The organism is Amorphoplanes digitatis (assembly GCF_014205335.1).
GTDB classification, from domain to species: Bacteria; Actinomycetota; Actinomycetes; order Mycobacteriales; family Micromonosporaceae; genus Actinoplanes; species Actinoplanes digitatus.
The window spans coordinates 375,239-387,127 of sequence record NZ_JACHNH010000001.1 but is presented as its reverse complement, the minus strand read 5'-3'; the positions used below and the strand labels follow the sequence as shown (position 1 = coordinate 387,127).

The 11,889-nt window shown below is 70.9% G+C and carries 13 protein-coding genes; 3 read left to right on the top strand and 10 right to left on the bottom strand.

What is annotated here, in order from left to right:
- Positions 1-112 precede the first annotated feature (112 nt).
- The 3 genes from BJ971_RS01825 to BJ971_RS01815 form a co-directional block, all read right to left on the bottom strand.
- A complete protein-coding gene (locus tag BJ971_RS01825; protein WP_184989015.1) occupies positions 113-1,207 on the bottom strand; it encodes a BMP family lipoprotein in 1,095 nt (364 codons plus the stop codon).
- Positions 1,208-1,401: 194 nt separating this feature from the next.
- A complete protein-coding gene (locus BJ971_RS01820; protein ID WP_184989012.1) occupies positions 1,402-1,683 on the bottom strand; it encodes an SCO4848 family membrane protein in 282 nt (93 codons plus the stop codon).
- A gap of 62 nt (positions 1,684-1,745) precedes the next feature.
- Positions 1,746-2,738, bottom strand: coding sequence for an ABC transporter permease (locus BJ971_RS01815; RefSeq protein WP_184989010.1), 993 nt, complete (start codon positions 2,736-2,738; stop codon positions 1,746-1,748).
- A 101-nt stretch (positions 2,739-2,839) separates the two neighbouring features.
- Here BJ971_RS01815 and BJ971_RS01810 point away from each other — a divergent pair, with 101 nt between their 5' ends.
- Positions 2,840-3,421 carry a TetR/AcrR family transcriptional regulator gene (locus BJ971_RS01810; protein ID WP_184989007.1) on the top strand — a complete coding sequence of 194 codons (582 nt, stop codon included), beginning with the start codon at positions 2,840-2,842 and terminating at the stop codon, positions 3,419-3,421.
- Positions 3,422-3,429: 8 nt separating this feature from the next.
- On the opposite strand, the gene BJ971_RS01805 is transcribed toward BJ971_RS01810, so the two are convergent.
- The 4 genes from BJ971_RS01805 to trpS form a co-directional block, all read right to left on the bottom strand.
- A complete protein-coding gene (locus BJ971_RS01805; RefSeq protein WP_184989004.1) occupies positions 3,430-3,822 on the bottom strand; it encodes a hypothetical protein in 393 nt (130 codons plus the stop codon).
- A 7-nt stretch (positions 3,823-3,829) separates the two neighbouring features.
- Positions 3,830-4,750, bottom strand: a complete 921-nt coding sequence (locus tag BJ971_RS01800) for a YihY/virulence factor BrkB family protein (protein ID WP_184989000.1) — start codon at positions 4,748-4,750, stop codon at positions 3,830-3,832.
- Positions 4,751-4,835: 85 nt separating this feature from the next.
- Positions 4,836-5,369: a 2'-5' RNA ligase family protein gene (locus tag BJ971_RS01795; RefSeq protein WP_239087471.1), complete on the bottom strand. Its 534-nt coding sequence runs from the start codon at positions 5,367-5,369 to the stop codon at positions 4,836-4,838.
- A 5-nt stretch (positions 5,370-5,374) separates the two neighbouring features.
- Complete coding sequence (gene trpS / locus BJ971_RS01790) at positions 5,375-6,400, bottom strand: tryptophan--tRNA ligase (RefSeq protein ID WP_184988996.1); 1,026 nt, start codon at positions 6,398-6,400, stop codon at positions 5,375-5,377.
- 152 nt (positions 6,401-6,552) lie between these two features.
- Here trpS and galE point away from each other — a divergent pair, with 152 nt between their 5' ends.
- Positions 6,553-7,530 carry a UDP-glucose 4-epimerase GalE gene (galE, locus tag BJ971_RS01785; RefSeq protein ID WP_184988993.1) on the top strand — a complete coding sequence of 326 codons (978 nt, stop codon included), beginning with the start codon at positions 6,553-6,555 and terminating at the stop codon, positions 7,528-7,530.
- 13 nt (positions 7,531-7,543) lie between these two features.
- Complete coding sequence (galK, locus tag BJ971_RS01780; RefSeq protein ID WP_184988990.1) at positions 7,544-8,680, top strand: galactokinase; 1,137 nt, start codon at positions 7,544-7,546, stop codon at positions 8,678-8,680.
- Between the two features lie 54 nt (positions 8,681-8,734).
- Here the strand turns inward: galK and cysN are convergent, their stop codons facing one another.
- Genes cysN through BJ971_RS01765 form a run of 3 tightly spaced genes read right to left on the bottom strand, consistent with a single transcriptional unit; the run spans position 8,735 to position 11,879 of the window.
- On the bottom strand, positions 8,735-10,033 hold the full coding sequence (gene cysN, locus BJ971_RS01775; protein ID WP_184988987.1) for a sulfate adenylyltransferase subunit CysN: 1,299 nt from the start codon (positions 10,031-10,033) through the stop codon (positions 8,735-8,737).
- Positions 10,033-10,944, bottom strand: coding sequence for a sulfate adenylyltransferase subunit CysD (cysD, locus tag BJ971_RS01770; protein WP_184988984.1), 912 nt, complete (start codon positions 10,942-10,944; stop codon positions 10,033-10,035). Before cysD ends, cysN begins: the two co-directional genes overlap by 1 nt.
- A gap of 50 nt (positions 10,945-10,994) precedes the next feature.
- Positions 10,995-11,879, bottom strand: coding sequence for an inositol monophosphatase family protein (locus BJ971_RS01765; RefSeq protein ID WP_184988979.1), 885 nt, complete (start codon positions 11,877-11,879; stop codon positions 10,995-10,997).
- Positions 11,880-11,889: the final 10 nt, after the last annotated feature.

Here is an 11,889-nt window from a genome sequence, read left to right as displayed (position 1 = left end):
GGCTGGCGATCAACGGAGGGACGTTAGCAGCCTGAGCAGAGCCGCCGCGCAGGCCGCGAGGAAAAACCCCCCGCGACCGCGCGGCGGCCGAAATGCTGGATCTAACCGCGGATCACTTGGGCGCGTTGGCCGATTCGACCTTGACGGTGCCCGCGATGATGTCCGCCTTGAGCTTGTCGATCTCGGCCTTGAGGCCGGCGTCGACCTTGCTCTCGAACTGGTTGAACGGCGCGATCGAGACGCCGTTGTTCTCCAGCGTGCCCAGGTAGCCCGGGGTCGCGGCGAGGGTCTTGCCGCTCGCGCCGTCCACGACGGCACCCTTGACGGCGTCGGTGATGTTCTTGACGACCGTGGTCAGGAAGACCTCGCAGTACTGCTCGGCGCTCTTGCAGCCGTCCTGGTCGACCCAGATGACCGAGACCTTGCCGTTGGACGCCTTGGCGACGTCCGCGGTGCCCAGGCCCGTGCCGCCGGCCACCGGCATGATCACGTCGGCGCCCTGGGCGACGAACGTGTTGGTGATCGACTTGCCCTTGTTCTGGTCACCGAAGTTCTCGGCGAAGGTGCCGTTCTGCTTGGCCTTGTCCCAGCCGAGCACCTTGACGTCCTTGCCCTTGACCTTGTTGAAGTGCGCGACGCCGTCGGCGAAGCCGTCCATGAAGACGGTGACCGGCGGAATCTTCAGGCCGCCGTAGGTGGCGACCTTGCCCGTCTTGGAGTAGCCCGCGGCGAGGTAGCCGGCCAGGAACGCGGCCTGCTCGGTGGCGAACTGCATCGGGAACACGTTTGTCGCGTCCGGGATGCTGGCGTCCACGATGCCGAACTGCTGGCTGGTGTTCTCCGTCGCGACCTTCTTGGTGGCGTCGCCCATCAGGCCGCCGACCGAGAGGATGAAGTTGCACTTCTGCGTGACGAACTGCCGCAGGTTGGGCTCGTAGTCCGCCTCGGAGGTCGACGCCACGTACTTCGGCTCGACGTTGCTCTGGGATTCCTTCGCCGCCTGCAGGCCGGCCCACGCCGAGGCGTTGAACGACTTGTCGTCGATGCCGCCGGTGTCGGTGACCATGCAGGCCTTATATGCCGCCGCGGTGCTCGCGCCGGTGCCGCTCGGGGTCTCTTCAGGGGCGTCGCCACAGGCAGCGGCGGCGAGCGAAAGCCCACCCGCCGCGAGAATCGCAACGATTCGCTTCCCACGTACTGGGCGCAAGACGCCCTCCTTCCACAGCGCACCGACACCTCGCGGTGCGTCTCAGGCGGGAGCGTAGCCGCAGGCCAGGGCGGCGTCAGGAAATCGGCCCGGACTGTTGGCGCACCGTTACCTGGCTGCAATCGGGTCGGCTCCTGAACGCCTCTTTAGCAGCCGTGGAGCGGTAATTGCCCGGTTGGCCGGGTAACTGGCGATCAATCTTTCGGCGTGAGCCCGCCCGTGGCGGTGCTTTCTTCGGCGTCGCTCCGGCCGGGAGCCGCCTGGCGCCAGGCCTTGACGCCGAGCACGCCCACCGTCGTGCCGATGACGAGCGACGCGCCGATGAGCAGGGCGTGCACCCAGAGGAACGACGTCGGGCCGCCGTCGTCGAAGGACCTGTCGTCCTTCCAGATCGCCAGCCCGAACCGGGGCCAGATCAGCCAGGTCCAGACACCGACCGCCACCAGGAACGCCGACCACCGCCGCGAGAGCACCACGCCGAGCAGTATGCCCGCGCCGGGGGCGGCCGTCCGGCGCCGCCCCCGGCTGTCCGCCGCGCTCAGCCCGCCAGGGCGGGCTCACGCTCCGCCGGTGCCGGCGCGACCTCGGCGGCGGGCCCGGCCAGCCCGCGCCGTCCGAACGCGACCAGGAGCAGACCCCCTATCGCGTACGCGCAGAGCACCCAGATCGCGGTGCCCGCGCCGTTGCCGTCGAAGTACGCGACCGAGCGGAGCAGCGTCGAGCCCGCGCCGATCGGCAGGTACTGCCCGACGGCCCCCCACGGCTGCGGCAGCAGCTCGGCGGCCGAGCTGACCCCGGAGAGCGCGTTGCCGACGAGGAAGACCGTCAGGGCGCCCAGCGCCAGCCCGGCCCGGTCCAGCACGGCGGCCAGCCCGGCGACGGTGCCGGCGACCGCGAGTCCGAACAGGCCCATCACGGCCGCGTTGCTCAGGTAGTCGCCGGGCAGCACACTCAGCCAGTACTGCTGGACGGCCGCGCCGCACAGGCCGGCGAGCACGGCGAACGTGCCGAGCGCGAGCAGCCGATCACCCCGGCGCTTGACCACCAGGAAGATCAGGACCCCGGCGAGCAGGCTGGTCATGGCGAGCGGCAGGAAGCCCGAGCCGAATCCGGCTCCGCGCGGGTCGTCCGCGTCGCTCGGCACGACGTCGACGACCGGAACCGGCCGGCCCTCGCCGAGCGCGGCGGTGGCCTGGGTCAGCAGGCTCGCCACGGCCGGGCCGGCGGCGGAGGCGACGTGCAGCGACGGCCCCTGCGGCCCGAGGACGATCGCGCCGTAGACGTCGCGGTTCCTGATCGCGGCGTCGGCGTCGGCGACCACCCGGACGTCGAAGGCGCCGGGGTGCGCGGCGGCGAGGCGCGCGGCGAGCTGATCGGCAGCGGGCGCCGGCCCCGCGACCGCCAGCGGCAGGTCGCGCGGCTCGAGGTTGGCGGCCGGCCCGGCGAACAGCGGCACCAGCAGGGCCTGAAGGGTCACCGCGGCCACGGCGACGAGGACGGCCAGGGAGGTTGCTTTCGGCAGCCTGGACATGTCGATCTCCTAAAACGAATGCTCGTTCTCTTTTGTATCCACAGCTTGCGCCGGGCCGGGCGGGAGTGTCAAGAACGAGCGTTCGTTTTAGAATGTGCGGCGTGCCACGCGTATCCGAAGACCACCTGACCGCACGCCGGGAGCAGATCCTCGCCGCGGCCCGCCTGTGCTTCCTGCGTAACGGCCTGCACAACACCTCGATGCAGGACCTGATCCAGGAGGCCGGGCTGTCGGTCGGCGCGGTCTACCGCTACTTCAAGTCGAAAAACGAGATCATCAGCGCCATCTCCCTGAGCGTCGCGGGCCGGCTGGTCGTTCAGCTCGAGGAGCTCGCGGCGCTGGATCTGCCCCTGATGGAGGCGATGACCCGGGTGCTGGACCTCGCCGACGAACAGACCGGGCCGGACGGGTTCTTCCCGCTGGCCCTCCAGGTCTGGAGCGAGGCGGTCCTCGATCCCGCCATCGGCGCCATCGTCCGGGCGCGCTACCTGGAGCTGCGGCAGCCCTTCCTGACCATCGCCCGGCGCGCCGTCGAGCGCGGCGAGCTGGGCATCGGCACGGACGCGGAGGCCATGGCGGCGGTGCTGTTCGGCCTGATCCCGGGCTACGCACTGCAACGCCAGCTCGTCGGCTACCCGGACAAGGAGACCTACCTGGCCGGCGTGCGCACGCTGCTCGGCTGACCCGCGGGTCAGCCGCCGGCGGCCAGCCGCGCCGCGATGCGGCCGAAGCCGGCCCGTACCTCGGCACGGGTCGGCGGGCGGCCCGGGGTGGTGCGGCGCGGCGCGTCGTCCGCGGTGACGTCCTCGGCGTCGAGGCCGGGGTCGTTCCCGGCCCGGGCCAGCGCGATCTCGTCGCGGATCGCGCCCAGCTCGGCGAGGGGTAGCAGCGGCTCGACCACCGCCATCAGGTCCTCGTCGGCGACGACGGCCTGGGCCAGCGCGAGGGCGTGCGGCCGCTCGTACGGCCCACAGACCAGCGGCGCCCACTCCTCCTCGTCGTCCAGCGCGCCGATGGTGATGATCCACGGCAGGTCCGCCACCGGTGAGTCCGGCGGCAGGTGCAGCGTCACAAGGGTGCCCACGCGCTCATCATGGCGCCCGGTCGTGCCGAATCCAGGTGTTTTGCCCCACCGGAGCGGTTTTATCGTCCGCCGACAGGTCCACCACGCGGCCGTGCGGACTGGTCGCCGCCCAGGACGCGCCGAAGAGCAGCAGCTGATTGAAGACGTAGAGGTAGACCAGCACGCCGACGGCGCTGGCGACCAGGGCGTACGCCGGATTGCGCTCGACCAGGTTGACGAAGAACCGGCCGACGGTGTTCAGCAGGGTGATGCCGATGCCGACCTGAAGCACCGGCGGCAGCATCCGGCGCGCGGTCATCCGCAGGCGCGGCACCGCGGCCAGCAGGGCCGCCGCGAGCACCATGTTGATCGCCACGGTGAGGATCAGGTTGACGGCGGAACGCAGGAGCGAGGCCTGGTCGCCGGCGATCCATCCCAGCAGCGCCTCCAGGCCGTAGACGGCGAACACGGAGACCGCGAGCAGGAGCAGTATTCCGATCAGGACCAGCAGGTCGACGGCCTGCCGGACGCCGATGTAGCCGGGCTGCTGGTTGAGCCGCCAGATCAGCCGCTGCGAGGAGCGGATCGCCTCGACCCAGCCGATGCCGGTGAAGATCAGGCCGAGGATGCCGACGATGCCGACGGTGCGTCCGCTGTCGACGATGGCCTGCACGTCCAGGAACGGCAGGTTCTGCTCCAGGAACTCCTGCACGACCTCGAAGAGCTCGGGGTTCGCGCCGATCAGGAATCCGAAGATCGAGTAGCCGATCAGAGTCAGCGCGAACACCGCGAAGAAGCCGTAGTAGGCGATCGCCGCCGCGAGCCGTCCGCCCAGCACCGCCTCGTAACGCAGCCAGGCCCGGCAGAAGTGGTCGAACTGCGGGGAGCGGTGTCGCAGCGCCATGATCCGGGCCTCGACCGCCGCGTACGCCCGGTCGATGGCGTTCACGCCGCCGACCGTACCGAATGAATTGGACCCTGTCTCCGCAGGCCCGCCCGCGTCTTCCACGGCTTCGTCCGGCGGGTCCGGCCGACTAACGCAGACCGCCGAGCGGGTAGTCCCGGCGGCGCTGCCACGGGCCCTCGCCGCCGTGCGTGAAGAGGGTGAACGAGCCGACGTCGAAGCGGGCGGAGAAGCCGGCGAGCTCCTCGAACACCGCGTCGAGGGCATCGCTCGCCACGTCCTGCGCGACGGTGACGTGCGGGTGGTACGGGAACCGCTGGTCGCGGTGCACCCCGTCGGCGGCGGCGATGGCGCCCGCGAGCAGCTCACACTCGCTGATGCCGACCGCGAGGGTCACGAAGACGACCTCGGTGATCGGCCGGAAGGTGCCGGTGCCGCGCAGGTGGATGGTGAAGGGCTCCTGCGCCGAGGCCACCGCCTCGAGGTGCTTCTCGACCGCGGGCAGCGACTCGGTGAGGATCTCGGTCGGGCCGAGCAGCGTGACGTGCGCCGGCGTGTACGCGGCCTGCGGATCACCCGCCTCGGCCCGGCGCCGGGTCAGCTCCGAGCCCCACGGCTCGGGGATGTCGATCGCGACGCCGATGCGCGTCGTGCTCTCGGCCACCTGGGTCAGGCCCCGCGCGCGGGGCTGAGGAAGCCGATGTGCTGGTACGCGCTGGCCAGCGTGACCGCCGAGACGGCGCGCGCCTTGTCGGCGCCGACCGCGAGGATCTTGTCCAGGTAGCCCGGGTCCTCGAGGTAGGCGCGGGTGCGCTCCTGGATCGGCTTGACGAACTCGACGACGATCTCGGCGAGGTCCTTCTTGAGGTCGCCGTAGCCGCGGCCGTCGTACTGCTCGAGCAGTTCGTCTATGGTCCGGCTGGTCAGCGCGGCGTAGATGGTCAGCAGGTTGCTGATGCCGGGCTTGTTCTCCTCGTCGTAGAGGATCTCGCGGCCGGTGTCGGTGACCGCCGACTTGATCTTCTTGGCCGAGCGGGCGGGATCCTCGAGCAGCTCGATGATGCCGTTCGGCGACGACGCGGACTTCGACATCTTCGACGTCGGGTCCTGCAGGTCGGTGATCTTCGCGGTGTCGCGCACGATGTAGGGCGACGGCACCGTGAACGTCTGGCCGAAGCGGGTGTTGAAGCGCTGCGCCAGGTCGCGGGTGAGCTCCAGGTGCTGCCGCTGGTCCTCGCCGACCGGCACGGCGTCGGCCTGGTAGAGCAGGATGTCCGCCGCCTGGAGGATCGGGTAGGTGAACAGCCCGACGCTCGTGGTGTCGGAGCCCTGCTTCGCCGACTTGTCCTTGAACTGGACCATCCGGCCGGCCTCGCCGAAGCCGGTGATGCAGCTCAGCACCCAGCCGAGCTGGGCGTGCTCGGGCACGTGCGACTGCACGAACAGGGTGCACCGCTCGGGGTCGAGCCCCAGGGCGAGCAGCTGCGCCACCGAGAGGCGGGTGCGGGCGCGCAGGGCGACCGGGTCATGCCCCATGGTAATGGCGTGCAGGTCGACGACGCAGTAGAAGGCGTCGGCGGTCTCCTGCATGGCGACCCAGTTCCGGACCGCGCCGAGATAGTTGCCGAGGTGGAAGGAGTCGGCGGTCGGCTGGATGCCGGAGAGCACCCGAGGACGGTGGTCGGCGTCGGACATGAGCGCCATTGTGTCAGTCTCGGCTGGCTTTCCGTCAAACGCCCGGCTACCGATAGTCTGATGTTTGATTCTGTTGACTTTTGAGCGTTCTTGGTGGAAAGCTAAGCTAGAGTCCCGCGTCCGTCAACGCACCCGCCATGAAAGGTCACGACGTGAAACTGCTCGTCACGGGAGGCGCCGGCTACGTCGGCAGCGTCACCAGCCGGCTGCTGCTCGACGCCGGGCACGAGGTCACCGTGCTGGACAACCTCAGCACCGGCTTCCGCGAGGCGGTCGCCCCCGACGCCACGTTCGTGCAGGCGGACATCTCCGAGGCCGGCGGCGTGCTGACCCCGGACGCGGGCTTCGACGCCGTGCTGCACTTCGCGGGCCTGATCGCCGCCGGCGAGTCCATGACCAAGCCGGAGCTCTACTGGGATCACAACGTGGTCCGCTCCCTGGCCCTGCTCGACGCCGTCCGGGCCGCTCGCGTGCCCCGCTTCGTCTTCTCCTCCACCGCCGCCGTCTACGGCAACCCTACCGAGCTGCCGATCACCGAGGGCGCGGTGAAGGCGCCGACGAACACCTACGGCGCCACCAAGCTCACCTTCGACCACGCGCTGACCTCGGAGACCTTCGCGCACGGCCTCGCCGCGGTCTCGCTGCGGTACTTCAACGTGGCCGGCGCGTTGATCCGCCCCGACGGCACCGCCATCGGCGAGCGGCACGACCCGGAGACCCACCTCATCCCGATCGCCCTCCAGGCCGCGGCGGGCAAGCGCGACAAGCTCCAGCTCTTCGGCGACGACTACCCCACCGTCGACGGCACCTGCGTGCGCGACTACATCCACGTGCAGGACCTGGCCCGGGCGCACCTGCTCGCGCTCGACGCGGCCACCGGCTCCGAGCACCGGATCTACAACCTCGGCAACGGCAACGGCTTCTCCAACCGGCAGGTGGTCGAGGCCGTCCGCGAGGTCACCGGCGCGGACCTGCCGGTCGAGATCGCGCCGCGGCGCGACGGCGACCCGGCCACCCTGGTGGCGTCCTCGCAGCGGGCCCGCGACGAGCTCGGCTGGGTGCCCGAGAAGAACACCCTGAACGACATGATCGGCGACGCCTGGGCCTTCTACCGCAGCCACGTCGCGTGATCTGATCGTCGCCATGACTGACGCCTCCGCAGCCTTCGTCGCCGCGTTCGCCGGCGAGCCCGCCGGCCGCTGGGCGGCCCCCGGGCGGGTCAACCTGATCGGGGAGCACACCGACTACAACGACGGCTTCGTGCTGCCGTTCGCCCTGGGGCAGCGGGTCGTCGCCGCCGCCGCCCGGTCGCCCGAGCCGGGCTGGACGGTGTGCTCGGACTTCGCGCCCGAGCCCGTCACGTTCACCTCCACCGAGATCGGCGCCGTGCAGGGCTGGGCGGCGTACGTGGCCGGGGTGGTGTGGGCCCTGCACGACGCGGGCTTCGAGGTGCCGCCGGCCCGGATCGCGATCACCTCGGACGTGCCGGTCGGCGCGGGCGTCTCCTCGTCCGCGGCCCTTGAGTCGGCGGTGCTCACCGCGCTGGTGGACCTCGGCGGCCTCGACCTGCCCGTCGCGGCGCGCCCGGCGCTGGCGCAGCGGGCGGAGAACGTCTACGTCGGCGCGCCGACCGGGATCATGGACCAGTCCGCCTCGATCCGCTGCGAGCAGGGCCGGGCGCTGTTCCTGGACTGCCGGACGCTCGAGGTCGAGCAGATCCCGTTCGACCTGGCCGCCGCCGGCCTGGCCATCCTCATCATCAACAGCAACGCGCCGCACCAGCACGTCGACGGCGAGTACGGCGCACGCCGCCGCTCGTGCGAGGAGGCGGCGCGGATCCTCGGCGTGCCGGCCCTGCGCGACGTGCACCCCGGCGAGCTGGACGAGGCGCTGACCAAGCTGGACGACGAGGTGATGCGGCGCCGGGTCCGGCACGTCGTCACCGAGGACCAGCGGGTGCTGGACACGGTCGAGCAGCTGCGCGCGGGGCGGATCCGGGAGATCGGGCCGCTGATGACCGCGTCGCACGCGTCGATGCGCGACGACTTCGAGATCACCGTCCCGGAGGTGGACGTGGCGGTCCGGGCGGCGCTGGCGGCGGGCGCGTACGGCGCCCGGATGACCGGCGGCGGCTTCGGCGGCTGCGTCCTGGCCCTGATCGACGCGGACCGGGCGGAGGCGACGACGGCGGCGGTGGAGCGGGCCTACGCCGAACACGGCTTCACGGCGCCGACGACCTGGTCGGCCACCCCCGGCCCGGGCGCCACCCGCCTGCCCTGAGACGACGACGCCCCGCCCGGCTCCAGGCCGTGCGGGGCGTCGACGGGGTGTCGCCTACTGGGCTTCGATGATCATTCCGGCGCCGACCGTGCGGTTGGTCGCCTCGTCGATCAGGATGAAGCCGCCCGTGGTGCGGTTGCGGCGGTACTCGTCGGCCAGCAGCGGGACCGTGGTGCGCAGCTTGACCCGGCCGATCTCGTTCAAACCGAGCTGCGGCGCGCTCTCGTCGCGGTGCAGCGTGTTCACGTCGAGCCGGTATTGCAGGCCGCGGACCACCGTGCGGGCCGAACGGGTGGTGTGCTTGATCGTGTACTTCGCGCCCACCCGCAGCGGCGCCGTCTCGTCCATCCAGCAGACCATCGCCTCGACGTCCTGCGCGACCGCCGGTGCGTTGTGCGGCCGGCAGATCATGTCACCGCGCGAGATGTCGATCTCGTCGGTGAGCCGGACCGTCACCGACATCGGCGGGAACGCCTCGTCGACCGGGCCGTCCGCGGTGTCGATCGCGGCGATCTTGCTGGTCAGTCCGGACGGCAGCACCATCACGTCGTCACCGGGCTTGAGCACGCCCGAGGCGACCTGGCCGGCGTAGCCGCGGTAGTCGGTGACCACCGTCGACTGCGGACGGATCACGTACTGCACCGGGAAGCGCACGTCGACCAGGTTGCGGTCCGAGGCGATGTGCACGTGCTCCAGGTGGTGCAGCAGGGACGGGCCCTCGTACCACGGGCTCTTCTCGGAGCGCGACGCGATGTTGTCGCCCTCCAGCGCCGAGACCGGGATGATGGTCAGGTCGGTGATCTCGAGCTTGGCCGCGAACGAGGTGAACTCGTCGGCGATCCTCTCGTAGACCTCGCGGTCCCAGTCGACCAGGTCCATCTTGTTGATGCAGAGCACCAGGTGCGGCACCCGCAGCAGCGAGGTGAGGAACGCGTGCCGGCGCGACTGCTCGACCAGGCCCTTGCGGGCGTCGACCAGGATCAGCGCCAGGTCGGCGGTGGAGGCGCCGGTGACCATGTTCCGGGTGTACTGGATGTGCCCCGGGGTGTCGGCGATGATGAACTTGCGCCGCGGCGTCGCGAAGTAGCGGTACGCGACATCGATCGTGATGCCCTGTTCCCGCTCCGCGCGCAGCCCGTCGGTGAGCAGCGCCAGGTTGGTGTACTCGTCGCCGCGCGCGGCGCTGACCGCCTCGACCGCCTCGAGCTGGTCGGAGAAGAGCGACTTGGTGTCGTACAGCAGCCGGCCGATCAGGGTCGACTTGCCGTCGTCCACGCTGCCGGCGGTCGCGAACCGCAGCAGGTCCATGCTGCGGGCGGCAGCCTCTTCGGTCTCCAGAACTGCCTGACTCATCAGAAGTAGCCTTCCCGCTTGCGGTCTTCCATCGCGGCCTCGCTGACCTTGTCGTCGCCCCGGGTGGCGCCGCGCTCGGTGATCCGGGTCGCCGCCACCTCGTCGATGACCTTCTCGACCGTGTCGGCGTCCGAGAGCACCGCGGCGGTCTGCGACGCGTCGCCGACCGTGCGGTAACGCACCGTGCGGGTCTGCACGGTCTCGCCGGACCGGGGCACGATGAACTCGTTGACCGCGTAGAACATCCCGTCGCGCTCGACGACCTCGCGGTCGTGCGCGTAGTAGATGCTCGGCAGCGAGAGCCGTTCCTTGGCGATGTAGTGCCACACGTCCAGCTCGGTCCAGTTGGAGAGCGGGAACACCCGGATCGACTCGCCGGGGTGGTGCCGGCCGTTGTACAGCGACCACAGCTCGGGGCGCTGGTTCTTCGGGTCCCACTGGCCGAACTCGTCGCGGAAGCTGAACATCCGCTCCTTGGCCCGGGCCTTCTCCTCGTCGCGGCGGGCGCCGCCGAAGAGCGCGTCGAAGCGGTACTTCTCCACCGCCGCGAGCAGCACCGGGGTCTGGATCCGGTTGCGGGTGCCGTCGGGCAGCTCGCGCACCAGGCCGTTGTCGATGGCCTCCTGCACGCTGGCCACGACCAGGTTCAGGCCGAGCTCGGTGACCCGGGCGTCGCGGTACTCCAGGACCTCGGGGAAGTTGTGCCCGGTGTCGACGTGCATCACCGGGAACGGTATCCGCGCCGGCGCGAACGCCTTCTCGGCGAGGCGCAGCATGACGATCGAGTCCTTGCCGCCGGAGAAGAGCAGCACGGGCCGCTCGAACTCCGCCATGACCTCACGCATGACGAAGACGCTCTCCGCTTCGAGAGCGTCAAGATGCGAGACGCGATAGGGCTTTGTCTGGCTCATCGGTTCCAGACCTTTCGGGTGTCGGCCGAGCTTTTTGCGCGGGGGTCAGGTTACGGGAGGTGACGCTGCAGCGCTGCAAGCAATCGGGGAGCGAGGTCCTTGCGACAGACCACCAGATCCGGCAACTTAGGATCGGCCTGGTTGTATTTCAACGCAGTCCCGTCGATTCGGGAAGCATGTAGCCCAGTGGCCGACGCCACAGCCACCGGGGCGGCGCTGTCCCACTCGTACTGCCCGCCGGCGTGCACGTATGCGTCGGCCTCGCCGTTGATCACCGCGGCGATCTTCACCCCGGCCGATCCCATCGGCACCAGCTCGGCGCCGATCTCCTCGGCGAGGGCGGTGACGAAGGCCGGCGGCCGGGTGCGGCTGGCGGCGATCCGGATCGGCCCGCCGGTCGCGGCCTCCAGCGGCAGCGGCGGGTACGCGGGCGGCAGGTCGGTGGCGAGCGTGCGGTGCCGGGCCGGCATCGCGACGGCGCCCGCGGCGAGGCAGCTCGGACGCGAGCAGTCGGCGGTCCAGAGCGCCACGTGCACGGCCCAGTCGGTCCGGCCCTCCTCGGAGAACTCGCGGGTGCCGTCGAGCGGGTCGACGATCCAGACCCGGGAGGCGTCGAGCCGGTCGGGGCGGGCGGCGGGCTCGCCGTTCTGCCACGCGATGCGGGAGTGGTCGTCCTCCTCCGACAGCACGGCGTCGGCGGGGCGCCAGCGGGCGAGCTCGGTGCGCAGCAGTTCGTGCGCGGCCTTGTCGCCGGCGGCCTTGAGCGCCGCGCCGTCGGCGTACCCCATCTCGTCGCGGACCCGGAGCAGCACCTGGCCGGCGCGGTCCGCCAGCCAGCGCGCGAACGCCGCGTCGATGACCGGCGGCGTGCCGCCGTCGGCGACCGCGTCGCGCTGACCGGTAACGCGCGCCGACGTCCTTGTCTGCTCGCCCATCGCCTCGCCT